The organism is Aliinostoc maniaoense (assembly GCF_058172895.1).
The window spans coordinates 3,036,979-3,062,578 of record NZ_CP187952.1; the positions used below are offsets into that span (position 1 = coordinate 3,036,979).

Annotated in this window: 21 protein-coding genes and 2 tRNA genes; 12 read left to right on the forward strand and 11 right to left on the reverse strand. The window is 40.8% G+C overall.

The window, feature by feature from the left end; all coding sequences use genetic code 11:
• Window positions 1-118 precede the first annotated feature (118 nt).
• Window positions 119-201 (forward strand) — tRNA-Tyr (locus tag ACPZ3T_RS13385).
• Between the two features lie 60 nt (window positions 202-261).
• Window positions 262-333, forward strand: a tRNA-Thr gene (locus tag ACPZ3T_RS13390).
• A gap of 17 nt (window positions 334-350) precedes the next feature.
• On the opposite strand, the gene ACPZ3T_RS13395 is transcribed toward ACPZ3T_RS13390, so the two are convergent.
• Window positions 351-2,171, reverse strand: a complete 1,821-nt coding sequence (locus ACPZ3T_RS13395) for an ABC transporter ATP-binding protein (RefSeq protein WP_490276848.1) — start codon at window positions 2,169-2,171, stop codon at window positions 351-353.
• A gap of 698 nt (window positions 2,172-2,869) precedes the next feature.
• Between ACPZ3T_RS13395 and ACPZ3T_RS13400 the strand changes: the two genes are divergently transcribed.
• The 5 genes from ACPZ3T_RS13400 to ACPZ3T_RS13420 all read left to right on the forward strand — a co-directional run bounded on the left by ACPZ3T_RS13400 (window position 2,870) and on the right by ACPZ3T_RS13420 (window position 6,871).
• Window positions 2,870-3,202 (forward strand): hypothetical protein, encoded by a 333-nt coding sequence (locus ACPZ3T_RS13400; protein WP_490276849.1) that lies wholly within the window; start codon window positions 2,870-2,872, stop codon window positions 3,200-3,202.
• A 302-nt stretch (window positions 3,203-3,504) separates the two neighbouring features.
• Window positions 3,505-4,620 (forward strand): TOMM precursor leader peptide-binding protein, encoded by a 1,116-nt coding sequence (locus ACPZ3T_RS13405; RefSeq protein ID WP_490276850.1) that lies wholly within the window; start codon window positions 3,505-3,507, stop codon window positions 4,618-4,620.
• Between the two features lie 11 nt (window positions 4,621-4,631).
• Window positions 4,632-5,939, forward strand: a complete 1,308-nt coding sequence (locus ACPZ3T_RS13410) for a YcaO-like family protein (protein ID WP_490276851.1) — start codon at window positions 4,632-4,634, stop codon at window positions 5,937-5,939.
• Window positions 5,940-6,167, forward strand: coding sequence for a hypothetical protein (locus ACPZ3T_RS13415; protein ID WP_490276852.1), 228 nt, complete (start codon window positions 5,940-5,942; stop codon window positions 6,165-6,167).
• Window positions 6,137-6,871, forward strand: coding sequence for a SagB/ThcOx family dehydrogenase (locus ACPZ3T_RS13420; protein ID WP_490276853.1), 735 nt, complete (start codon window positions 6,137-6,139; stop codon window positions 6,869-6,871). The genes ACPZ3T_RS13415 and ACPZ3T_RS13420 overlap by 31 nt, the downstream gene beginning before the upstream one ends.
• A gap of 177 nt (window positions 6,872-7,048) precedes the next feature.
• Here ACPZ3T_RS13420 and ACPZ3T_RS13425 read toward each other — a convergent pair whose 3' ends face one another.
• Window positions 7,049-8,671, reverse strand: coding sequence for an ArnT family glycosyltransferase (locus ACPZ3T_RS13425; RefSeq protein ID WP_490276854.1), 1,623 nt, complete (start codon window positions 8,669-8,671; stop codon window positions 7,049-7,051).
• 121 nt (window positions 8,672-8,792) lie between these two features.
• Between ACPZ3T_RS13425 and ACPZ3T_RS13430 the strand changes: the two genes are divergently transcribed.
• The 3 genes from ACPZ3T_RS13430 (at window position 8,793) to ACPZ3T_RS13440 (ending at window position 11,129) form a co-directional block, all read left to right on the forward strand.
• Complete coding sequence (locus tag ACPZ3T_RS13430) at window positions 8,793-9,440, forward strand: class I SAM-dependent methyltransferase (protein WP_490276855.1); 648 nt, start codon at window positions 8,793-8,795, stop codon at window positions 9,438-9,440.
• A gap of 242 nt (window positions 9,441-9,682) precedes the next feature.
• Window positions 9,683-10,192: a hypothetical protein gene (locus tag ACPZ3T_RS13435; RefSeq protein ID WP_490277213.1), complete on the forward strand. Its 510-nt coding sequence runs from the start codon at window positions 9,683-9,685 to the stop codon at window positions 10,190-10,192.
• 49 nt (window positions 10,193-10,241) lie between these two features.
• Window positions 10,242-11,129 (forward strand): hypothetical protein, encoded by an 888-nt coding sequence (locus ACPZ3T_RS13440; RefSeq protein ID WP_490276856.1) that lies wholly within the window; start codon window positions 10,242-10,244, stop codon window positions 11,127-11,129.
• Window positions 11,130-11,573: 444 nt separating this feature from the next.
• Here ACPZ3T_RS13440 and ACPZ3T_RS13445 read toward each other — a convergent pair whose 3' ends face one another.
• Complete coding sequence (locus tag ACPZ3T_RS13445) at window positions 11,574-12,116, reverse strand: NUDIX hydrolase (protein WP_490276857.1); 543 nt, start codon at window positions 12,114-12,116, stop codon at window positions 11,574-11,576.
• A 203-nt stretch (window positions 12,117-12,319) separates the two neighbouring features.
• Here ACPZ3T_RS13445 and ACPZ3T_RS13450 point away from each other — a divergent pair, with 203 nt between their 5' ends.
• Complete coding sequence (locus tag ACPZ3T_RS13450) at window positions 12,320-13,360, forward strand: M28 family peptidase (RefSeq protein ID WP_490276858.1); 1,041 nt, start codon at window positions 12,320-12,322, stop codon at window positions 13,358-13,360.
• A gap of 157 nt (window positions 13,361-13,517) precedes the next feature.
• Here the strand turns inward: ACPZ3T_RS13450 and ACPZ3T_RS13455 are convergent, their stop codons facing one another.
• The 6 genes from ACPZ3T_RS13455 to treS all read right to left on the reverse strand — a co-directional run bounded on the left by ACPZ3T_RS13455 (window position 13,518) and on the right by treS (window position 22,148).
• Complete coding sequence (locus ACPZ3T_RS13455) at window positions 13,518-14,327, reverse strand: glucose 1-dehydrogenase (RefSeq protein ID WP_490276859.1); 810 nt, start codon at window positions 14,325-14,327, stop codon at window positions 13,518-13,520.
• A 25-nt stretch (window positions 14,328-14,352) separates the two neighbouring features.
• On the reverse strand, window positions 14,353-14,952 hold the full coding sequence (locus ACPZ3T_RS13460; protein ID WP_490276860.1) for a fasciclin domain-containing protein: 600 nt from the start codon (window positions 14,950-14,952) through the stop codon (window positions 14,353-14,355).
• Between the two features lie 373 nt (window positions 14,953-15,325).
• Window positions 15,326-15,676, reverse strand: coding sequence for a phage holin family protein (locus ACPZ3T_RS13465; protein WP_490276861.1), 351 nt, complete (start codon window positions 15,674-15,676; stop codon window positions 15,326-15,328).
• Between the two features lie 198 nt (window positions 15,677-15,874).
• On the reverse strand, window positions 15,875-17,089 hold the full coding sequence (locus ACPZ3T_RS13470; protein ID WP_490276862.1) for an FAD-dependent oxidoreductase: 1,215 nt from the start codon (window positions 17,087-17,089) through the stop codon (window positions 15,875-15,877).
• A gap of 41 nt (window positions 17,090-17,130) precedes the next feature.
• Complete coding sequence (locus tag ACPZ3T_RS13475) at window positions 17,131-18,669, reverse strand: phytoene desaturase family protein (protein ID WP_490276863.1); 1,539 nt, start codon at window positions 18,667-18,669, stop codon at window positions 17,131-17,133.
• Window positions 18,670-18,779: 110 nt separating this feature from the next.
• Entirely contained in the window at window positions 18,780-22,148 is a 3,369-nt protein-coding gene (gene treS / locus ACPZ3T_RS13480; protein WP_490276864.1) for a maltose alpha-D-glucosyltransferase, read from the reverse strand.
• 502 nt (window positions 22,149-22,650) lie between these two features.
• On the opposite strand from treS, the gene ACPZ3T_RS13485 reads away from it, so the two are divergent.
• The gene (locus ACPZ3T_RS13485; protein WP_490276865.1) at window positions 22,651-22,842 is read left to right on the forward strand and encodes a DUF2795 domain-containing protein; all 192 of its coding nucleotides are present in this window, start codon (window positions 22,651-22,653) and stop codon (window positions 22,840-22,842) included.
• A 308-nt stretch (window positions 22,843-23,150) separates the two neighbouring features.
• On the opposite strand, the gene ACPZ3T_RS13490 is transcribed toward ACPZ3T_RS13485, so the two are convergent.
• Both ACPZ3T_RS13490 and ACPZ3T_RS13495 read right to left on the reverse strand, forming a co-directional pair.
• Window positions 23,151-24,746, reverse strand: coding sequence for a hypothetical protein (locus tag ACPZ3T_RS13490; RefSeq protein WP_490276866.1), 1,596 nt, complete (start codon window positions 24,744-24,746; stop codon window positions 23,151-23,153).
• Window positions 24,700-25,539 carry an alpha/beta fold hydrolase gene (locus ACPZ3T_RS13495; RefSeq protein WP_490276867.1) on the reverse strand — a complete coding sequence of 280 codons (840 nt, stop codon included), beginning with the start codon at window positions 25,537-25,539 and terminating at the stop codon, window positions 24,700-24,702. The genes ACPZ3T_RS13490 and ACPZ3T_RS13495 overlap by 47 nt, the downstream gene beginning before the upstream one ends.
• Window positions 25,540-25,600 lie beyond the last annotated feature (61 nt).

The window sequence follows — 25,600 nt, forward strand, 5'->3', positions numbered from 1 at the left end:
AGCACTTTAGTGCTGAAAGTCAATCAGGACTAAAGTCCTTACTACGAACTAAAAAATTTTTCTCCAACCCTTGCCATTCCCAAAATCTGCTGCTAATATAGTAAATCGTGGGACATACGGGTCGGTGTCCGAGTGGTTAATGGAGACGGACTGTAAATCCGTTGGTTTACGCCTACGCTGGTTCAAATCCAGCCCGGCCCACCTTCAATTTTAGATTTTGAGTTTGTATCAAAGTCAAAATCTAAAATTCGCCCAAAGTTCGCCCGTGTGGCTCAGTGGTAGAGCACACCCTTGGTAAGGGTGAGGTCACGAGTTCAATCCTCGTCACGGGCTTTTTGTTAAATACCCTACTAATCAACTATACCATATTGTTGAACCTGCATATTCCAGAGTGCGGTATATTCACCGCCGTGCTGCAAAAGTTCCTGATGTGTGCCATCTTCAATTAATCGACCATCTTTGAGGACTAGTATTCGGTGAGCCATTCGCACAGAAGCTAGTCTATGGGTAATTAAAATAGTAGTTTTACCTGCCGCTAATTCCACAAAGCGCAGATATAACTCATACTCGCTGCGGGGGTCGAGTGCGGCTGTGGGTTCGTCCAGAAGTAGTATTTGCGCTTGCTGACGGACAAAAGCACGAGCTAAAGCTAACTTTTGCCACTGACCACCAGAAAGTTCTGTACCGCTAAACTGTTTACCTAGGGGGGTGTCTTCCCCTGTAGGAAACTGTGCTACTAGTTTTGCTACATCGGCTTTTAAAAGAGCATATCTGAGCAAATCACGATTCTCTAAAGCTTTGAGGTTGCCTAAAGCAATATTTTCTCCTATAGTCAGGGAATAGCGACCAAAATCTTGAAAAACTCCGGCTATTTGTTGTCGCCACTGTTCTAAATTTAAATTTTTCAGGTCTACACCATCAACTAAGATTCTGCCTTTGTTGGGGTCGTATAATCTAGTAAGTAACTTCACCAGAGTTGTTTTACCTGCGCCATTTTCACCGACAATGGCGACAGTTTCCCCGGGATGGAGGGTAAAAGAAATATTTTTGACTGCCCATCCCTTACCATCAGGGTAGCGAAAGTAAACTTTTTCAAAGGTGATACCCTGACGAATGGGATTTGGGATTTTCTCTCCAGGTACACTTAAGAGCATTGGACTTGTACTGTCGAGAAAAGTGAAAAACTGCTCCATATACAGCACATTTTCAAATAGTTCTAGCCCATTGCCGACAAATTCGCCTAAATTTTGTTGAAAGTAAGTTAAGGACTGGACAAATAACAGTACGCTACCTACACTTAATTGTCCTTGAAATGCTTTTTGGACTACCCAATAGAAAGCAAAACCATTGCCTAGGGTACTTAGAATAGCTAAACTAGATGACCAGAAAGCTTGTTTACCCCGTAAATGGCGCATGGAGTTATGTAGAGACTGGAATGCTTGCAGATATCGCTCAATAAAGAATGAACCAAGCTGAAATAATCGAGTTTCTTTGGCGTAGCTATCGCTTAACATGACTGAAGTGTAATACTTCATTCTGCGCGCCTGGGGACTATTTTCAAATAGAGTCAGCCAAATAGCTTTACCATATTGAGCCGAAACGACTACTTGGGGTATAGTAGCGATCGCAATTACTAAGGGAATCCAAAAAGTCAGGGGAATTAATAACGCTACCATCACCACCAAAGTCACCAAAGAACGGCCTAATTCCACCAAATTCTCTAGTAAATTCAACGGCTGATAGTTAATCTGTTCTTGTAAAACCTGTAATTCATCATAGAATTGAGCATCTTCAAAACGACTCAAGTCCGGTAAAGTATCAGCTTTACGCATTAATTTTAAGCTCATATGAGCCATTAATTTATCATTGAGATTACCCTGAAGTGCTGTTCGCCAAGGATCAAGTAGTGTTTCTAACAATAAAGCACCTACCCATCCCCCAACTAAAGGTAACAAAATTGCCCAGCCTAATACTCTACCAGCAGATAACTCTGTTGCTACTGTATCTACTACTACCTTAGTAATCCATACACTCACAGCAGGTAAAAATCCTTGCAATAAAGTTAGGATAATTAATACAAAAAGCTCTTTTGGTGCTGCTGTCCATACTAAGGGTAGAGAACGAAATAAAGTTTTAATATATACCTCAAACCAAACTCTTAAATCGCTCATTGATATCAGCCTAATATTTGTAATTTGATTTATTATTAAGTATTTTTTTGATACCAGATATATTCATGGTTTGCTATTAATCACCATGTTTTCGCATACTAAAATTATTTTTCTCAGGAATATGATTGTTTAATTATGCTATCTGATACTTTAATATCATTGAAAATAAAAACTATACTACTTAAGATAGAATAAGATTACTGTTAAAATAAAGAACTATCTTACTTCAGCAGGAATAAAAACCAAGATAAGAAGATAAAGTATAGGTTGTAGGAGTTACTTAATCGTACAAAAAGCCTGTTTAACATAAAAAACAACTAAAGGTTGTTGCAAGCCAATATTTCGTAAAAAATCAATTTTATTAGGGATATTTCCTTAATAACAGCGTTGGGTGTTAGGTAAAATAACGCTGGCGAAACACCACACCATACGTCTGATAACTGATAACTGTTTTAATGGCACAGTGATGTCAACTTCTCAGCAAATATTTACACTTGTTTATCCGTCTGATTGGGTTTGATTTCAGCAAACCCATTAAGGGATAAAAATAGATAATTCACTGTTGTCATATTTTGCGAAATAACTGGTGGACAGCCTAATTAGTTGTGAAAAAATTTGACCCGGAAACACCATAACTATAACTGTTTTACAACTCTCATTTAAGTTGAAATCCAGGTAGTTAAAAGGAGTAAATAACAATGCTTACTCAAGAAACCTTGACCACACAAACATTAGAAATGTATTTGGTAGATACCGAAGATAAGTTAGAACAAAGTTTGCTGTCTAAAGAAGAAATAGCAGCTTTAGAAAGATTAGTTTTAGCAGGAACATTAGACACTGAAACTAGCCAAAGATGGGTTAGTCGATGCGGTGGATACTGTGGTGGATACTGTCGTCCTCGTTGCGGTGGATACTGTCGCTGTCGTTGCTGGCATAGATGTCGTCACTGTGGGGGTAGATGTGGTTTCGGTAGTGTGGGATCAGTATCAGATGTGATAGAAGACGATTTCGATATCGAATTTGGCAACTAACATTTTTTGTAGTAAGGACTTCAGTCCTTATACCAATTCTCTATGAAGTTGCGCCAAATAAATGATGTAGAGACGTTGCATGCAACGTCTCTACAGAATAAAGTGCATCTTCATTAAGAAACGTTATTACTACAAACCTAATCGATTACGTAGATAAGTGCGGTGTGTTAGCAGCGAGAGTACGGCATCTCCCCCAAAACTTGCGGTGCGTTACGGCTTACGCCTAACACACCCTACTTCTACTGTATTTAATTTTGAATTTTGAATTGATTCATACCCAATTCTTCGATAAAAGCAAATCTATGCAATTAAATGATAGTAAACGGCTGCGGTTACTAGAACACCTCGTCATTCGCGTTATACCTTCAAATGGTAATGATGGGGAAAAGATGATATTTAATACAACACGGCGGACATTAGAAGTTAAAGGTCAATCTTTACAAGATGTAGATAGAGTTGTTTTTCCTTTACTTGATGGTAGCCGCACAATAGCAGAAATACGTCATACTGTCCAAGAAAAGTTGACTAATGCTTCTCTAGATCAATGTTTACAATTCTTGATTGAGAATCGTTTAGTAGAAGATTTCGAGGAAAATGGAATTGATTTAAATACTCGTACTCAATTACTACCTCAACTGAGTTTTTACCATGAATTAGGCTTTCAAGCTCAGGATGTTCAAAAGCAATTAGCTAATGCGCGAATAGCTATATTTGGGCTGGGAGGCTCAGGAGTAGTAGCTGCAATGTCATTGGCTGCTGCTGGTATTGGTTTTTTGCGTCTGTGTGATGATGCTTGCACAGTTGCGGCTGATGCCATGATGATGTCGGGTGGGGAACTCAGTCAAGTTGGTGCTGGGCGAGCAGTGGAAGCGGCGCAACGAATTGAGGCGATGGGAGGAATTACCCAAACGGAGATTGTGACAGATCCTTTATATGATGATGAAACAGTTGGTACATCATTGCAAGATGTTGACTTGGTTATTGTTGCTACTGATGCAGTCTCAGTTAATTTAGCATATCGCCTGAATAGATTATGTTTGCAGATGAAACGCCCATTTTTACCAGGTGGAGCGGCGGGAGTAGAGGGGACTATAGGCCCGTTAGTCTTTTCGGAGGATGGCCCTTGTTACCTCTGCTATCGGATGCGCTCTATGGCTTGTGCGAAGCTGCCAGAGGCAAAATTGGCTCTTGAGCAGTTTCTCAACCGAGAAAGGCGTTCTCAACCCCGTCTGAGAGAAAATTTACCGATGGGTTATACCTTAGTTGGTAGTTATTTAGCCCTGGACGCATTAAAGATGTTGCTAGGTTTGCCAATTGCTACTGATGGTAAGTTATTGCATCTGGATTTGATTAGTACACAGTTGACTCATCATGTTGTACTGAAAAAACCTGGTTGTCCCCATTGTTCCGCACATTAGGAGAGAACGCTATGAATCCAGTAGTGAGTAGTTCTCGGTGGCGTGATTTAGTCAGTCCCCATACTGGCATTATCCGAGCAATGGAGAGAATCAGCAAGCCGTATACAGAGTGTGAACTGCCAGTTATTTGGCAGGCGGAATTAGGGTACTACCAAATCCGCAAACAGATAGAAAATTTACACTTTGGTGTCGGCAAGGGTATGACTGATGAGCAGGCGATGTTAGGTGCTATTGGTGAAGCTTTGGAACGCTATTGTGGGGGAATTGTTGACCGACGGCGAATAGTAGTGAGCAGCTTTGCAGAATTAGGCGATCGCTCTCTCCCTCCCCCAACATTTTACTCTTTTTCGGAACAACAATACTCTGACCCCAATTTTCCTTTTCCAAAATTTGATCCTACATTGCAGACTTCTTGGATTGCTGCCCAGGTACTTGGTACCAACGATGAAGTGTTTGTTCCTATGTCTTTAACTTATCTTGATTGGTGCGGGGAACAACCAGGGGATGATATTGTACCAGCAAGTTCTAATGGTATGGCTAGCGGCTCTTCTGTAGAGTTTGCGGCTTACGGTGGTTTGTGTGAGTTGATTGAGCGAGATGCTTTAATTGTGACTTGGTTAAATCGCTTACCTGCACCGCGCATAGATTTTCAACATCAGCCGGGAATATTAAGGGAAATTGCCCGGAATTATGCCAGATTTGACATTGAGTTAATCGCCTTCGATTTTACCACTGATATTAAAGTACCTGTAGTTGTGGCGATCGCTATTGATCATTCCGGTCAAGGGCCTGCCGTTGTCACTGGTCTGGGATGCCATCTAGATGCTCAAACAGCCCTTCGTAAAGCTATTTTTGAAATTTCTCAAGCCCGCCCCGGTGATCTCGAACGTATGGCTAATGGGGGTGGTGTTAATCTCCAGAAATATGAAGATATCCAAAATATGGATGATCACAGTGCTTTTTTCTACTCCTCAGCACAATTAGGAGAATGGGACTTTTTACTTCAACATGACCAATCACTTAAAGTTGAAGACTTACCCACCTACACATCTGACTCAGAACTAGAGAAATTACAAACAGTTGTCAGCAGATTAAAATCAGCAGGAATTGAATCATACTTAGTAGATATTACCACCCCTGACATTGCATCGGTAGGTTTTCACGTAGTACGGACTTTAGCCACTGAATTAGTACCGATTTATTTTGGAGTTGGACAAGAGCCATTAGGTAGTAAGCGTTTATTTGAAGTACCAGAACGCCTAGGTTACGGTCGTCGGACTGAAGCAGACTTGAATCCTTGCCCTCATCCGATTGCTTAATTGGGGATTGGGGATTGGGGACAAGGTAGACAAGGGGGACAAGGTAGACAAGGGGGACAAGGGAGATTTTTAACCCACGGACTAATTACGAATTACGTAGGCGTTAGCCTACTCTCCGAGAACGCTACGCGAACCCGTAGGGTATTACGAATTACGAATTACGAATTACGAATTACGAATTATAACGGAGTTGCTCAATGTACAAAGTTAATGAACCTCTGGAATTAACTCTTCTTTATCACTGGAACTCACCGCCGCCAACAGGTTATGTTAAGCAAGTTCCGGCTACTGAAATACGGTATATGCCGGAGGCTGGGGTGATTGAATTACCGGCAGTACCACAGGATAACTACCTCACCGATTTATTGAGACAACGCCATTCTGTGCGGGATTTTAAAGATACCGAGATGCCCTTGATTTCCCTGGGGCAGTTACTCGATGCTGCTTGTGGTATCAATGGGTTACGTAATATAGAAGGCCACATCTTTGAAGGGCGGAACTCTCCTTCTGCTGGTGGATTGTATCCGATTGAAATGTTTGTATCTATACAGAGAGTCACAGGATTATCTCCGGGATTATATCATTACGAACCCCGTGGACACGGATTGCATTGGGTGAATGAGTCAGTACCGAGTGACTTTGTAGAACCTCTATTGCAGCAGGATTATGTTGCCAATGCCAATGCCTTATTTATTATGACTGGGGTTTTTATGCGATCGCTCCATAAATATAGTACACGGGGCTACCGTTTTATCCTCTTAGAAGCTGGTCATCAAGCTCAAAATCTCTGCCTGATGGCTGTAGAATTAGGGCTTGGTAGTCTTTGTCTAGGCGGATTTCACGATGCAACTGTCAATAATATTTTAGGCATTGACGGTCAACGTCATGCAGCACTGTACTGTGTTGCCGTAGGAAGCGAAGGTAATTCGTAATTCGTAATTCGTAATTCGTAATACCCTACGGGTTCGCGTAGCGTTCTCGGAGAGTAGCAAGCTACGTAATTCCGCTACGCGGAAGCAAGCTACGTAATTCGTAAAGTCTACCTTGTCTACCTTGTCTCCCCCTGCCCCCTGCTCCCCTGCCCCCTGCCCCCTGTCCCCAGTCCCCACTCACTGCGGCAAAACTTGGATTAATTTGTAGTTTTGTATCGAGCCGATGATGCGGTGTTGTTTGGATATGCGAGAAGTTGGTTGTTTGTAAACCCAAGCGTAGCTATAGGGGGGTACTTGGGTGATAGTTTCTACTTTTTTGCCGTGAATGGGGGTATAAAACCTCAGTAGTACGGCATTTTTACCACCTAATTCTACAAAATATATCGGGTGGGTTTGTAAAATAGAGGCGATCGCGGGTTTTTGTAAAAAGGTTCTGTAAGCAGGGTTATAATCACTCAATAAACCAAAGCCACCTGCAACGGCTAAAGCTAACCAACAGGGTATTAACCAACCAGCTATCCAATAACGCGCGGTGACGAACTTCCAACCGAACTGGTAACGACTTATCCAGACTACAGGCAAAATTAACCAAGCCAAACCCAAAATTAAACCAATAGTTGCATATGTGCGTTCTTCCCAAGCAAAGGCAACGATCGAGGCGAGTATTAATAAAATACCTAATAACCCACAACCATAACTCAGAGTCCGGGGAATATTGCCTTTTTGTAATAGAGGTTTTCTCTTGACATATCCCAACTGGTAAATTCTCCCCAACCAATCTAAACCTACTGCTGCTAATAAGGCGATAAAGGGATAAAGGCTGAGGCTGTAGTGAGATAAACGGGTAGAGAAAATACTCAATTCTGTAAATAAAACAACCGGAAAACCAATGAGGAGCAGTTGATAGCGAGGTATAGGACGACGGATAATTAAAATTAATCCCAAGATGCTAAAAAATGACCAAGGAAAAGCATTTATGGGAATATTCCATAAATAAAATATTATGCCATTTCCAGGACGCTCCTCAGAACCTAACTGGACAACAAACCCAAATAAAGCTGCAAAACTATCATTCCCGTAGCGTTGCCAATTAAACCATAACCAAACTAATGTCGGAATAAAACCTACAACTAAACCAATGTATAGTAATGGGTTTAGTAAATGACGATGACGGCGATGGTGAACAATTAAATAGGGTAATAAAGCTACAGTTGGCAAAAAAATCATGAAGCTTCTCATTAAGAAGCCTAAGCTTAAACTTAACCCAGCAATAAAGCTCCAAATATATTTATATTTAGGCGATAATTCTGCTTGGAGAAAAGCATAAATAGCTGAAAGTATTAAAAAAACTGTTGGGATATCAGGAGTACCTAAGCGGCAGTATTGTAACCATAAAAAGGTCACACTTAAAATAGTCGCAGCTAGCCAGCCTAACTTTTTGGATAGCATAATTTTGCCAAGTTCGTATGTTAAGAACAGGCAAAAAACCCCAAATATCATGTTAGGTAGTCTGGTGCTAAATTCACTGATTCCCAATAGCTTATAGAATGTGCCAATTAACCAATATGCCCCAGGTGTTTTATGATGAGCATTACCCCAAGGTGCAATCCAGTCATCAGCATCAAACATCTGACGCGCTCTCCAGGCATACAGCCCTTCATCATGCGCCATGACGCTATTCTCCCCAGAACTGAATAGTAATAAGGGGATTGTCCAAACTAGTAAACTCACATAAGGGAGTGTTGCTGATAGGCTGATTTGCCGCCAAATTGGTTGTAACCAAGGTAGTTTATACAACATTGAATGCTGTGTAAATTTGTTTTACAGATTTAACTATTATTAAAATATGTTAAAGAAAGCTTGTCTAAAAGAATACCTGAATTTGCACAACTTTAGTCAAAAATTTTTCTAAACAGAGATTATGTTGCTTAAACCAGATCAAAGATTGAAATTAGATGACACCGATGATCAGCTATTTTATGCTTATCCCCGCTTTGTCACCCATGTTGATGAAGGTTTTATCCAGCAGTTAACAGATTTATATCGAGAAAAATTGCAACCCAACACTCGCATTTTAGATATGATGAGCAGTTGGGTATCTCATTTACCAGATGAAATGCAATTTGCCCATGTTGAAGGACACGGACTGAACGCGGAAGAATTAGCCAAAAATCCCCGCTTAAATCACTATTTTGTCCAAAATCTCAACGAAAATCCGGCTATACCACTACCAGATCAAGATTTTGACGCTGTAATTAATTGTGTTTCCGTACAATACCTACAATATCCAGAAGCTATCTTTAGTGAAGTTCACCGTATCCTGAAACCCGGTGGTGTGGCAATTTTCAGCTTTTCTAATCGGATGTTCTTCCAAAAAGCGATTCAAGCTTGGCGGGATGCTTCGGAAATAGGGCGAGTGGAATTAGTCAAACGCTATTTCGCTTCCGTACCAGGATTTACCACCCCAGAAATCATTGCTCGTCAATCTACACTACCCAATTTCTTACAGTGGTTGGGCGTACCTGGTGGAGATCCATTTTATGCTGCGATCGCGTATCGGCACAAGTGATTATAGGGGTGTAGGGGTGTAGGGGTGTAGGGGCAGGGGGTGTAGGGGCAGGGGGAGACAAGGTAGACAAGGTAGACAAGGTAGAAATATTTACCCCAATGCCCAATGCCCAATGCCCAATGCCCAATGCCCAATGCCCCATTCCCTCAATTCAATACTTATCAAAAAGTAAAGTTTCTGAGTGGAAACTGACGGCAGCGCAGATAATTGCCTCAAAGCTCAAGCATCAGGAGAACCTAGAGATGATTTTTTCCCGTTCACGTAGGGTTTTAGCTGCTGTGTTGCTGTCAGTTCTCTTACTGACTACAGCTTGTACTGCTAAAGCACCCAGCCGTTTTGATCAGGTGCAACAAGACAGTAGCCGTCAAAAAAGTGGCCAAGCGGTTGCTAAAAATGCAACTCAGGGCAGTAAATTAAACAAATTTTTCCCCACTGAGACAGATGGTTATCAGCGTGTATTTACCCAAGAGAAAAAAGGCTTTGCTGAGGCGAAATTGAAAAAAGACGGTAAAGACGTAGCAATGCTGTCTATTTCTGATACTACCAGCACGCCGGGCGCAGCCACGAAGTTCTCGAATAGTACGCAGGAAATTGGTGGTTATCCGGCGGTATTGGTGGGTAATACCCAAACTGCGGTTCTGGTGGGTAAATACCAGGTAAAAGTATTATCTCGTTCACCGTCATTTAAAGCTAGCGATCGCGCCGATTGGCTAGAAAAATTTAATTTGGATGGACTAGCAAAACTCAAATAGTTTGCAGCCGTGAAATTAAGCATAACAAACACTAAATCAGGAGATTTTTGTGAGCAAACCCATTTTTGAGTTAGTTGATGAATTACCAACTGGTGGCTTGACTATTTCGATGTTAAATGCTTTGGATTTTGTTGCTCCTGGTGAGTGGCAAAACACAGTTGGTTTTGTGAATACTATTAAGACTGTCACCGGTGAAACCGACGAAGATTTAATTCAACAAATTGGTGAACGGGCGATTTATCTTTATAATGATCGCTCTCAAGGATATCAAACAGCTTTGTGGCTCTATCAAACTGTGGATGGTACAGATAAAGCTCTCGGTGCAGCAGCTTTAGCCAATAAAGTTAGTGAGAAAATTCCCCTTTTGGGTTTTTTGAACTCAGTTACTCCCAAACCTGACAAAGCCCAAACTATTGATTTATCCCTCAAATTAGTGGCTGAATTAGTCGCTTTTTGCCAAATTAATGGCATACCTGGGGATAGTATTGGGGATTTTGTCGCATCTTTAGGCGAATACAGTGGAGAGTCTTTAATTCGCATGGTTGCATTAGTTTGCGTTGATGGTTTGATCCCCTTGGGGCCAGATTTCATTAGTAAAGCCTTATCTGGATTGAACCAAACCAATCCCCAGGAATTGGATCAAAACTCTACTTTCCAAAGTATTAAAGATGTAATTCCTGGTAATAATGCTGCTAGTAAACTCAATTTTATTGGCGAAAGTTTTGATTCAGTTAAAGGCTGGATGAATGGGATTGTAAATGCTAATAATTTAACTCCTCAAAAAGTTGTTGGCAACTTACAAAGTTTCATTCAATTCAGTGATGATAAGTTAGATTACCTTGCCGCATTTCTCGATGTAGCTACCAATTATTACGAACACACAGGTACTCAAACTCTGGCACGTCGTTTAATTGAGCGCGCTGTCGCAGAAATTTAACCGCATCGCCGTAATACCATTTCTCTAAATCCCGGCTACAGATAATTCTTCCTAACTTTTCACGGGATCTGGAAAACCCCTCTCCAAACCTCTCCCTGCAAGGAGAGAGGCTTTGATTCTTGCTCCCCTTCCCTTGTAGGGAAGGGGTTGGGGGTTAGGTTTCACGTTAACTTTTCCAAATAACGTGAAAACTCAGATAATTCTTCCCCTGCCCCCTGCTGTCTATGTGTAGCTTTATTTTGGAGAATTGGTATAAGTCCGTGGGGTGTAAAAATACTATTTCTGAAAGCAACTTAGTATAAAATGCTTATCAGGATTAAATCCGCATTTCTCACAAACAGTAGGGGCGGGTTCACCTATATCCTTGCTTTTAGATGATAATCCTAATAAACTTGCCCCTACTAACAATGCAGTTTTCCCTACACCCTACCCTACACCCCTTTTTTAACTCATCCACCATTCCATCAGCATCGCACGACATTGGAGACAAATCAGATTCTCCAGTAAATTATGCACACCGCTAGAGGTGGCCGGGTAACTTGCGCCAACAAACTCCGGCGCAACTATGGGAGTAGGTTGGAGATGAGCCACAAAGCCGTAAAGTCTCTGATTAGAAAAAGAACTGTTCACAGCCCAACCTTGGGTATTCAGGGGTATAATTTGGGCAATTGTTGGCAATTCTACCCCTAATTCTCTTTGTAAAATTCCTGGTACTGCTGCATCAGGGTTTTGTCCTGGGATGGCACGACCACCGGGAAAGTCTAAAGTCAGTTCTCCTACCCCTGGTCGATAGCTGGGAGGTGGTAAAATCAGGTAATTAGACTGAATTGGTATAATTACCACAGAGTCGGCTTTTTCAATGCGCCAGTATTCTAACATTTGACCTTGATGGTCTTGTAAGTGTTCACCAATCAAAGTCAGCCAATTTGAACGCAGTTCTAAAAACCGATCATGAGTCTTCCAGGCTGGTTGGGATAATTTTTTCATAGTAATTCTTAATTTGTAATAAGTCTCACTTTCTTAATTTTGAATTTTGTAGGCGCAAGCCTTCCCGCAGGGTATTTTGAATTTTGAATTGATATAGTGGAGACAATCAGAATAAATTCTCGTCAGAAACCCCACGGCTAAAGCCGGGGGCTTGAAAAAGCCCTAATCTGACCAGACTAAGTTCTTAACTGAACTACGTTAGAATGAAAAAAAGAATTTGGCTTGCTGTGTTGGTATTGGTAGCAATTGTAATTATCGGTGGTAGAGAAAGTACATTTTGGCTAGAAAATTCCTCTGTAGATATTGTGGAAACTAGGCCATTAATTACACCTCAACCACAACCAACCTCTGAGAAAGTTAATCAAGCTCCTCAAGTATCTGCTGATACATTATTAGGGCATATTCAAAAATTAAATTTTCAACGTTATACAGCAAAAGAGCGATCGCTAACTCGTAGTTATATTATCAATGAATTACAGAAATTAGGCTGGAAACCGCAATTACAAAAGTTTCCTGGGGGTGTGAATGTGTTTGCTGAACGTGAGGGAACTGACACCACAACCGGAGCAATTTTAGTGGCTGCCCATTATGATACAGTGGCTGAGTCTCCTGGCTCTGATGATAATGCTAGCGGTGTGGCGGTATTACTGGAATTAGCTAGAGTGTTTCATTCACTACCTACACCCCGGAATTTACAGTTAGCGTTTTTTGACTTAGAGGAAGCGGGACTATTGGGAAGTAAAGCCTTTGTGGCTCAAGAAAACCGTTTAAAAAACCTCCAGGGTGTGATTGTTATGGATATGGTAGGTTATGCTTGCTACACAAGTGGGTGTCAGCAATATCTCACCGGTTTACCTGTGACTCCACCCAGCGATAAAGGTGATTTTTTAGTAGCTATAGGTGATACGGAAAATTTACCATTACTGAAAGCTTTTCACGATTCTGGGAGCAAGACTTTACCAGATGTTCTCAAGTTACCAATTCCCCTCAAAGGTTTGCTCACCCCAGATACTCTGCGTAGTGATCACGCCCCATTTTGGTATCAAGGTATAGGTGCAGTTTTGGTGACAGATACAGCAAATCTGCGTACACCCCACTATCATCAACCTACTGATACACCTGAAAATATCGAGCGATCGTTTTTTATCGGCTCTGCACAAATTGTAGTTAATGCCACTAGTAATTTGTTAAATCAATCAATTACACTAAAATCCCCGCACTCAGGAAGTACGGGGAATATTTAATAATGAGGTTTTAACAGTGCTGGGTGTTGGGTAAACAGTTATCAGTGATCTATTTATCCCTGGCGAAACACCACACCAATTGGTGGAATGCGTTGGTGGCGGGTCTAAACCTACGCCGATACGCCTGATAACTGGTAACTGATAACTGATAACTGATTTAAGCTGACCAAGGTTCTCGGAAGTCTGCATACAGTGTCAAACCACCATCAATAAATAGGGTTTGTCCGGTGATGTATGCGGCTTCATCAGAAGCTAAAAAAGCTACGGCTGCGGCTATTTCTTGGGAAGTTCCTGCTCTACCCATCGGGATGTGACTTTCTACAACAGCTTTCTTTTCAGGGTCATTAACCCAATCTTCATTCATAGGGGTGATAGTTGCACCAGGCGCGATCGCATTTACACGAATATCTCGGTTTGCATACTCCAACGCTAGGGTTTTGGTCATGTTTTCCATGCCCCCTTTGCTAATAGAGTAGCTGACATACATCGGCCGGGGAATAATTTCATGCACACTGGAAATATTAATGATGTTTCCCGGTTGATTTTCTCCGAGGTAGTGTTTAATAGTTTCACGGGCGCACAGATAAGCACCTCGTAAATTTATCCCTATCACCCGGTCAAAGTCTGCGGTCTTGACTTCGTGGGATGGGCATTCAATTTGAATCCCGGCATTGTTGACTAGAATATCAAGACTGCCCAACTTATCAACTACAGTCTTAATCATGTTGACAATGTCTGATTCTTGAGAAACATCACCCTGTATCAGTACAGACTGAACACCACAATTTTCGACTTCTGTACAGGCTTTCTGCATTGCCATTTCTTCAGTGTTTTCCGCAGCTTCAGGACTTTTGTGGTAATTAATAGCAATATTACAACCTTCTTGAGCAAGACGAATAGCGATCGCCTGTCCGATACCCGAACTTGCACCTGTAATCAGAGCATTTTTACCTTTTAATCCTTTCATAGCATTTCCTGTATGTGTCGGTTTCCTATTGAGCCGTTGGCGGTAGCAGCACTTTGTCAATGATATGAATAACACCATTTTTAGCTTTAATATCAGGCTGTGTTACACGAGCATCATTAACTCTCACTTGACCTTGCTCAACTTGAATCTTTAGCGGTTTATTATCAAGAGTTGTTAGCTCTTGTGACCGAAGTTGATCAGCAGTCAGATTCCCTGGAACAACGTGATAAGTTAAAACTTGTCTGAGAAGTTCACGGTTTTCTGGCTTTAATAGTCGCTGTCTCGTCTCTTCTGGAACTGCGGCAAAAGCCTCGTCTGAAGGGGCAAATAAGGTATAAGGCCCTGCACCAGCTAATTGATCTCTTAAACCTGCTTGGTCAATTAGACTAGCCAACGTTTTTAATGAGGGATTAGCCTGTACAACCTCTGGAATATTCTCATTCGCTGTGGCATCAGGGGTGACATCAGCAACTGGGGGTGCAGTCACAACAGGAGTGGAGTCTACTTGAGCCGTATCATTGGGCGCGCAAGCTGCAAAAGCTGGTAGTAACAGAAGACTTGCGGTAAAGGTAGCCAACTTTTTCATAGTTGTAGTACAAGTTTGAGGCTTGATATTCTTGACCATGATTATTAAGAAAGCCAAATGTTGGTTTAAAGCAAATGTGAACAGAATATGACAGTGGCTTTGTTAAAGTTCAAAATTGTTTTAAACTCAACAAATTGAGTTAGCACACTAATAAATAACATCTTGCATCTGACAAAAAACTCCATCCCCTTGTGGGTGGAGTTTGTGGAAATGAAGTTAAACACATATGACAGATGTCAAGTCGCTACGCTCCAATTCAAAATTCAAAATTCAAAATTCAAAATTAAATACCCCACGGATAAATCAAGGGGCTTGAAGTAATGCTGTTTCACTTTTTTTCTTCTCCATAAATAAATTTAGGAGCTTGTATACTGTTTTCTTTGGTCAACAGTACCCAAGTTGAATTTATTTATTAGGTAAGTGGTGCAATGAGTCCCAACAGAATAGAATTAATGATTGCCAAGGCAAATGAGCCAATTAAAGCACTCCAAAAGCCGTACCTTAATCTAAATCCAGGAACTAGAGCGGCTGATAAACCGAAGATAATTGAATTGAGAATTAAGAAAAATAAGCCTAAAGTCAGAATAATCAATGGTAAAGTGAATAATGTTAAAACCGGGAGTAAAAGAGCATTCAAAATCCCAAAAACTGCGGCAGTAATTAATGCTTTACCAAAACTGTCTATTTCTACTCCTATCGGTAGCTTAGAAATAATCAAAAAGCTGATGGCCGTTACCAACCAAGTAATTATCAGCCCAACCATAAGACATACTCCTCATTACTGAAATTTCGATTTAAGTGTATTTACGTCTGATGTGAATTAGAATCTAGTGAATCTTTAGATATTTTTAGGCGCAGGTTCACCCAGGGAAAGCGGTTCAGTTCGCAATGACATACCATAACTAATTTAGCAGACATGATTTAACAGTCTGCCAGGTAATAACATCTTGAATTAATAATATTATCCAATTAACTCAGCCACCCTGATGGCAGAGGTGATTGCTCCTTCATGCAATCCATCTCCAAGGTAAGCTCCTGCATGATAGGTATTGTTCTCACCATTGGTGTTAATAACTTCATTCCTATACCTGAAGGATTCGACAGTATATAAAGGAGTATGATGTTCTTGAATATGAAGGATCTTGTCTTGAGCTATCAGATCATCTAAATTAAAAGCCAGACTATATTGAACAGACGATGATACTCCACAGAGTCGATTTAGATAGGCATTATATCCCCATCCCTTATTTGTGTGGAAGAAATCAAATTCTGAAGATTGTTTAATACCCTGCTGTTTATACATAGAAATATCTGTATGTATCACAGTCTTGACTTGATTTTTCTCCCATCTAGAAAATCGTTTAATTTCTTGATTAGTTGGTGTAGATAATAACTTGATCACCTGATCTGGTGGTGTTGCAAAAACCACTTTATCAAATTGATATCTTACCCCATCAGACAGTAAAATTGTAACAGAGTCAGGTTGTCTACAAATTTCTGCAACCTCTACGTTAAGATAAATTTCACCTTGGAAGCGTTCTAGAATTTTTTCAATATAAGAATAAACTCCTCCTTTAATTCTTACCCAATTAACAAATATATAATCTCTTAACACAGGAATACTCATTTCTCCTGGAAAGTTATCAATTAGGTCAAATGCCATTGAATAACTATACATCGTCAATAATTTTAACCAGTCATTACGGATACACTGACTGTTTAAGAATTGACACATTGACTGATTATATAACTGCTGTATTTGAGTAAAGTATGTTTTTAATAAAAGTCCAGCAGAACTTGCATAGAGAGTATTAAGTTTCAGATATTCAATAAAACGCCGAATCCCTGTAAAATTGTGCTGAATTGCCACCGATGAAAGAAGATGATGCCCATCTGGTAAAAACAATGCTGAACCAATATCAACAGGTTCTAATTCTACTGACAATTCTTGCATTAATTTGAGAAAATTATGAAACTTAATAGGAAACTCAAGTACACCACTTTCTAAAATATGTTCACAATCCGAATGATTTGGTTTAACATTTTTATTTACTGTGCGAATATGTCCACCTAAAATATGTTGTTTCTCAAAAATTGTCACATCATGCCCATTTTTATCAAGCAGGTATGCCGTTACTATACCGCTTGCTCCGCCTCCAATAATTGCGATTTTCATATTTCACTACCAATCTCATAGAATGGTTTCACAAATATTTTTCAGGGCTTTGATAAAATTACATCTCCCGATAATCTTTGATAGAGTAATGCGCCAGTCCAAAATGTAGGCGCAAAGCCTGGATATCCAGAGGAAGCATTACAAAAATAAAAGTTTTTTAAAGATGTTTCGTGATTTAATCTGCCAATACCCATGTTTTGAGGTGTGAGATTAGAACCGTAAGAATTTCCTTGAGGACACCAACAAAATCTTTCATTAGTCGTAGGGCTACCAGTTATTTTAAAAACAAGATATTTTCTGAAGTCAGGAATATAATTCTTTTCTACTACATCTAGAATTGAATTTAATATCTCTGATTTTTTTTGCCTGTAAGCTTTTTTATTAGTTTTTTGTAAATTTTGAAAATAATCATAATTAGCAACTGTCAAAAACTCAATAATTTGACATCCTTCGGGACAGTCACGTTGATGATTTGTCATTAAAGTAGGTGTAGTAATGGCAAAGCTAGGATTAGAAAAATCATGCCTTTCATACATTTGATAGAATGCTTCATTTAAATTCTGATGACCAGTATGAAAAGTATTCCATTTACCAAATCCGTAATCGCGCAAATCAATATCTTTGACGACACAGTAAGCCATATAGTTAGAAGGAGAATATTCGTAGTTGAGCTTTTTACGGAGCTTAGTTGAGAAGTTTTCTAGTCCTATCATTTGTGCAGCTTTTTGAGGATCTATATTGCAGATGATAGTTTCACCAGTGAATTGATATTTTTGATGATTAATTTTATTAGTTGCTTTAACTCCAGTGATAGTTTTTTTATTGAGGATAAAATCAGTAATTTCTAAATTTAGGAGAACTTCGCCGCCATTGCTTTCAATCACATCAACTAAAGAATTAATTACATCTTCAAAATGCTGTGTAGGGTAAAAAGCCCCTTTTTGGTAACTAGTAAATAAAATTACCCAGGCATAAAAAGAAAGTTGATCAGGAGGTAATAAAAAATCAGGCCATTGCAGTGCTAAAAGTGTTTGTGCTGCTTGAGGTAATTGGAATTTATTAAAAACATCTTGAAGTGTGCTTTTTAAATATATAGCGGCAGATGATACTTCAGAAATATGTTGGAATAATTCACTAGGAATTATGGGCGGCGATAATATCTTTAATCCTTTACTAGTCTTGTTAACTTCCAGGATAAATTTACGAATTTGCTGAGAATGTTGGGGAAAAAGATGGGATAGCCGCCTGATTAACTCTGGGGATTCTGAAGGAATATTTAGTGAGTAACCTGGCATTCTCATGTGATCAAAACCATCAGGTTCATATCGTTCAAAGGTTACTTGTTGATCTAATTGCAATTTCTTCAGAACTCGATTGACAGTCTGTCCTTCTCCACAATCCCACACATAATGCAGTTGGGCATTAAATTTGTATTTTTTTGCCATTGTAAAAGTATGGCCAAAACCTCCGGGATGCTCATGAGCTTCTAATATTTGCACTTTTTTACCAGATTTGGCCATCAAAGATCCAAAAACTAATGCTGATAACCCACTACCTACAATCAGGTAATCTGTTTTCATGGTTTCTGCAATTAATCAGTATGTAAGTTAAATGTGCATTAGCTGAATATGGTTTTCATGAATCTTGAGAAGGATTTAATTTAAGACTAAATTCCTGACTACGAACTGTATTAAAATCTATAAGTTTGAGATAAAATTTGCAGAATCAGCTTAAGTGGAACTTTAACCCAATCTGGGCGATGATTTAATTCAGAACCTAGTGCCTCGATCGCTTTTTCTAAAAGATAGGCAAAAAGTAGTATTTGTATTTCTTTTGTAGTCTTGGGTAAAAAGTTATCTTGACTAGCAGTGTCGAGATAAGAATTTAAGAAAGCGGTACTTACCCAGGTATACCAAAACTCTACCCAGTGTTCTATCAAGGCGAGATTTTCCGGGAGGAGCATCCCAGATTCTAGTTGATGGCGAAGGGCATAGTTAACAGCGTAGTTGAATGATAATAACATTCCTGCTGTATCTTGTAGGGGCGATCGCTTTATGCGCCTTTCGCTCAAACTCCGCGCTGCTTTACCTTCAAAATGGGTGATAATAAAGTCTTTTCCAGTATACAGAACTTGATCTAGATGGTAATTGCCATGATATCGAGTCCGCAAAGCCGTAATTTTTTCTCTGACAACTAACTGAAAACTTGCTAAAATCTCCTCTTGGCTATTGAGGACTTCTCTGGCTAATGCTTGGGTGTCTGTTGGTAAGTCATTGATTTTTTCCCTTAACAGCCGCAAGACTCGCCCGGTTAAGTTACGAGCATTTTGATAGATTGATCGCTGATAAAATGATGAAAAAGGTTCTGGGGCAAAGTCGGGATGATCACTATCTCCAGCCAAAGCTAAATGAAGTTCTGCTGTAGACTTACCCAATAGTTGCACGCTGGGCAAGTAAGAATTGATAGTAGAGATTGCTAATTGGGGAATCTCCCTTCTGTGTAAATCTAACAAAGAACCTGTGGGCAGAGATACCTGTGTAATAGTAGCTTGTTCCGTCGCTACGAGATCAAAGTAATGTTCTAGGCTATCAAGGGTGTATTCCCAAGCACTTTGGGCATCTAAGATTAATTCTTCCAAGATACCTAAAGTCATCGGGAGAGATGGGCTATAACCTACCTTGTGCTGGTGGCGGTACTCCAAAGCTCCAGCAATAGAAACAACGTGTTGTAAGTGTTTTCGCTCACCGAGGAAACGCCGGATTTCTAAATCAGGGTGTATACCTGCCTCGACTTGACGAAAGAGTTTTAATAAAAGGCGATCGCCATACAATATATAAGTATTGCTGCGGTCTTCTCTATTAATCAAAATCGGTTCACGATTGCTAACCTCTGGGCGCAAGGTACTAAATAAATCCGTAGTAGTCGCAGATAATTCGCCTGTGATTCCTTGATAGATGCGATGCTGAGAAATTCCCTCTAGGAGTGAGCTGAGAAAGTGTTTATCTGCTAAGGCATCAAATAAAACCCCAACATCAGTAGTTTTAGCTGATATCTGCAACCGCGCCATAACAGCTTGAGGCATTTCTGTTAACAGGTGCATTGCTTGTTCGCCTTCTGCATAGGCGAGAAACAATAGATAAGTTTCTGGGTGGGCTTGATGATAATCTACCTGTAACCAGACAATTTGAGCTAATTTGTCATTGTAGGGTAGACAAATCGCCTCGGTGATTTGCACTGATTGCACCGTCTGGGTTTTACCACCAAACCAATCACAGGTGTAGAGATAATCCCGCAGTGTAGATTCTAAAATTTCTTTGACTTCCCGTTGAGAAGTGACATTTTGCCACCTATCCGCTACAACTAATGTTGGTAACTCCCCTTGGGGTTTAGGTGGTTGGGTTAAACTAAGCTTGGGTTGCAGGGTAAACCAGTAAACTCCGTAGGGGCTGAGGCTGAGGAAATAGGGTAATTCGCCAATTTTAGGAAATTCGGTATAACCAAAAATTTCCACGGGTAATAGCCCATTATAGGCGGAGAGGTCGAGAGCTACTGTTTGCACGTAGTGGGATAAATTGGCGACAATGAGGATATGTTGCTCTAATGTGCTGCGGATAAAGGCGAAAACCTTCCGGTTACTAGAGTGGAGTAATTCTAAGTCTCCTTTCCCCAAAGCTGGAAACCGTTTGCGAGTAGCTAGTAACCGCTTCATCCAATACCAGAGGGAATTAGGGTTAGCGCGTTGGGCTTCCACGTTCACCGCTTCATAGTGGTATTCTGAGTCAACAATGACAGGTAAATACAAGCGTTGGGGGTTGGCGCGACTAAAACCGGCGTTACGGTCAGAACTCCACTGCATGGGAGTACGTACACCATTGCGATCGCCTAAATAAACATTATCCCCCATACCGATTTCATCGCCGTAATAAATTACCGGCGTTCCTGGCAGAGATAACAGTAAACTATTAAGTAACTCAATTTGGCGACGGTCATTCCCCAAAAGCGGCGATAAACGGCGACGAATGCCTAAATTTAACCGCATTACCGGGTCTTGGGCATAAACCCGATACATAAAATCTCGGTCTTCATCTGTCACCATTTCTAAGGTGAGTTCGTCATGGTTGCGGAGGAATAACGCCCACTGACAATTATCAGGAATTGGTGGAGTTTGCTGGAGAATATCCACAATGGGGAAATTATCTTCCATCCGCAGGGCGATAAATAGGCGCGGCATCAGGGGAAAATGAAAATTCATGTGACACTCATCCCCCGCACCAAAATACTGGCCAGCATCTTCCGGCCATTGATTCGCCTCAGCTAATAACATCCGATTAGGGAATTTCGCATCAATATGCGATCGCAATTCTCGCAAAAAAGCATGGGTTTCTGGTAAATTTTCACAGTTTGTTCCTTCCCTTTCATATAAATAAGGGACTGCATCCATACGTAAACCATCTACACCCATCTCTAACCAAAAATCCACCGCATCAAACACCGCCTTCCGCACGAGGGGATTATCATAATTTAAATCCGGCTGATGAGAGTAAAAACGATGCCAGTAATAAGCCTTAGCCACTGCATCCCAAGCCCAATTAGATGTCTCAAAATCTTGGAAAATAATTCTAGCTTCTGGATATTTTTCCGGGGTATCACTCCAAACATAAAAATCTCGTTCTGGACTACCTTTTGGTGCGCGACGCGATCTTTGAAACCAAGGATGTTGATCGGATGTATGGTTAATAATTAACTCAATAATCACCCGAATCCCCCTTTGATGGGCAGCAGTTAAAAAAGTTTGAAAATCTGCCAATGTGCCGTAAATAGGGTTGACATTGGTATAATCAGCAATATCATAACCATCATCTTTCAACGGTGAAGGAAAAAAAGGTAGTAACCAGATAGCAGTAATACCTAAATCTTGTAGATAATCTAATTTTCCTGTTAATCCCGGAAAGTCACCAATCCCATCATTATTACTGTCAGCAAATGTACGAACCGCTACCTCGTAAATTATGGCGGTTTTAAACCATAAGCGATCGTTTTTTAAAAGATTATGGGGCATTTTAAATAATTTTAATCAGTTATTTAATTGAAAAATCAATTGATATAATCAAGCTAGCTGAGAACTTATCCTTATTCATCTAACACAGGGATGGTTAGTAGTAATGACTTTAGTCCTTATTGTAGGACTGAAGTCCTTACTACAAACTCAATAAAAATCATTAAGTTTTCTAAATTCTACATTAAATAATTAACAGCAACCTCTACTTTTTAACCCAAGAAATTCATAAAAAACCTGTAGGGTGAGTCAGTGGGATAGAACCTAACTATATTCAGAATTTATTGATGCTGACGCACCCTACACAACCATCAATTGCAGATAATCTATTTTTTAGTGTTACCTTAAAATACATAAAAAATCGATTTAACTGTGAACAGCAAATAGTTATCACTCACTTGATAACTGATAACTGATTTAAGTTACATCCACAGGTAGAGAATGAAAGAGGTGAATTACTCATAGCCTATATATAAGCAAACCAAATGTATATACGAGGTGAGTTATGGCAGTCTCTGCGGTAGATATTGCAAAACATCTCAGTGGCATAGATTTTCCTGCAAACAAACAAGATTTAATCAGCCATGCCAGAGATAAAAACGCTAAACAGGAAATCATCGATACTCTGCAAAAAATGCCAGAGCGAGAATACGGTAACATGGCAGACGTAGAAAAAGGATTTGGTGAAGTTAAATAATTCTTGAATTTGGTGTTCTTATCTTTCTAGTTAACTAATTAATAATTAGTAATTCTTGAATTTAGGGAACACCAGAAAATAAATTATCCCAAATTCACAGCCTAGTAGGGTGCGTCAGTGTAATTAAACCTAACTATACTCAGAAGTTATTCATCCTGACGCACCTTAAATTTTGGATATTTTTTAATTAACAGGACTTACGCAAGCGTCACCATTGATGGTTGGTGCGTGACGCTATAAGTCTTATTACGAAGTTCAAATACTTTCGCAGCGTCACACACCCTACTTAATTAATTACGAATTACGAATTACGAATTACGAATTACTACTTGTCCGTCTACATCTGATGATAATTTTTCTCCTAGCCACTGTACGGGGAAACTGTAGCCTACTTGAGTAATAAATTTATCTAGTTCCCCTAAACTTAATGCCCCTGGGAGTGGATAACGGGCTTTGATCATTCGCTGAAGTTCAGTATTATATTGAATTAGGGCGGGGAAGTTTCTGGGGAAATCTTCGACTATGCCGACAAAATCGCCGTGTTTACGTGCATAGTTAAATACCTCCCGCCATTGTTCGATAGTGGGCAAACCAGGAGCATCTACACCGTGGGAGAAAAGTATCATATAAATTTCATCATAGGGGTCAGTCTCCTTGAGGTATTGCTGAATCCAATCTAGAGAAGGCTGCATATTGAACTTCATCCAAAATGGTACAGAACCAGTACGTAAAGACCACATCGGTTCTAAGAGGATGAAGGATTCCACAAACAAGCGGTTAGCCATAATCCCGCGTTTTTTATACCACCAGCGATATAATTCGGCGACAAAGGGGCTGAGGTGTTCTGGTTCTTTAAAAATTATCCGCCGGATATGATAACCATGTTGGTGAGCAAAATTCTCTACATCTTGCCGCAAGCTAGGCTCAAAACCCCACTCAGCTTCGGGACTATCGCCATCGGGTGGGGGTGCTTCCCAGCGTTGGTGAGGGGAATTGTAGCGTTGTAGATATTCGGTGACACGTTGACTACCATAGAGAAATTCTTCTGGGGTTGCACCACCTAACGCCCCAAATTGGAAAAAATGGCGATCGCTTACTTGAGTTGTCTTCCAAGTTCGCTCACACTCTACCAAGAAAATTGTACCGCCTCTAGGTAAGGAATTTCTCAAAAAACGTTGATAAGTTTCCCCCAAAGTCCGACGCTTCACCCGAAAATAAGTCATCCCCCGCAAAGTCAAGCGGTCTTGATTGGGGTCATACATATGATGTAGTTGTAAATCGGGGTTGGCATCAAGTAGAGGTTGGGCTTTTTCTCTACCCCACTCCATCGCCTTTTTTGGTTCATCGGGATGTAATTCTGGGTGAAGAACAGGAATTAAATAAGTTTGAGGTAGCCAAGGCATTCCCAACGCTGCACACAAATGCACCAACGCCCCACTAGCCGAACCAATAGCCACGGCTGGATATTCGTGTTGGGGGTACTGATTTACCATCCATTGGGAGACTATCTCACTGTTAACATCTCCCAATCTTTCAGCCGGAATCGCTTCCCCAGCACTACCGGCTGTATAGATAAACTCCTTTGCCTGTCGGGGTAACTTATTAATTAAAATAGCGATGGGTTCGATAGCAGATGGCATTGTACCCATCCCCGGAAAATCTTCCCCCCGCAAATAAGCAGAAGTTGCCCGTAGCATAGCTGAGGCTGAATCAAAACCAGCAATGTAAGGCGGGGCTATTCGCAATTGTGCCAACCAAGAAGCCAAAATTCCTTTATATAAGGGTGTTTGCATAAAATTTTTGCTGTGTATTAGTTGTATTGGGCATAGGGCATTGGGGTAAATATTTTTCCCTTGTCTACCTTGTCCCCCTTGTCCCCCTTGTCTCCCTCTGCTCCCCTGCACCCTGCCCCCCTGCCCCCCCTGCCTCCCCTGTCCTCACTCCCCCAATAAAACAACGGGTAACGCGGGCTAACTCCAGAGGTCTGCTGTAATTGAGGGTATGCCCACCACCGGGAATTACAGCCAGTCGGGCATCGGGTAACAGATGCACCACTTCCTCCGCCCATTGCTGGGAGACAACAGGGTCTTCTTGACCACGCACAACTAATGTGGGTACGTGGACGTAGGGGAGTTTTTCTTCAATACGGTCTGCAAAGGCGATTTGAACGGTACGCACAATGCGCGATAAGCCGGCTTGCCAATAATCGTAAGCCTGGCGGGGTGCTTGGGATGGGTCTTCTAGGGGGGCGTTGAGGAAGAAACGCCATAACTGCTGGGGTAAGGTGCGGGTGTGTGGGTCAATAGTTGGCCCTTGTAAGATAGCTCGTTGTAGGCGATCGCTATGACGGAGGGCAAATTCAACTATAATTTGACAACCGAAGGAGTTACCTAGCATGGTTGCTTGGTCGATTTTCATTGCATCCATCCACTGACAGAGGATATCTGCTAATTCTGGTAGTTCTAAGGTGTGTTTTGGTTTGTCACTTTCCCCGTAACCTGGTAAGTCTGGTGCATAAACGTTGTAATCAGGTGCTAGTAATTCGCCAACGGGAATCATGTTACTGCTGGAAACTACTAGCCCATGTACTAAAATTACTACGGGGGTTTTTGGTTTGAGTGATGATACCCGCGCGTGCATCCATAAATCATTGACGATGGTGTATTGACTCTCTAATTTACCCTTTGGTAATTTCATGTTGATTTTTTTCACGCAGAGACGCGGAGACGCGGAGAGAGGAGTATGAGAGGTTTTGTAA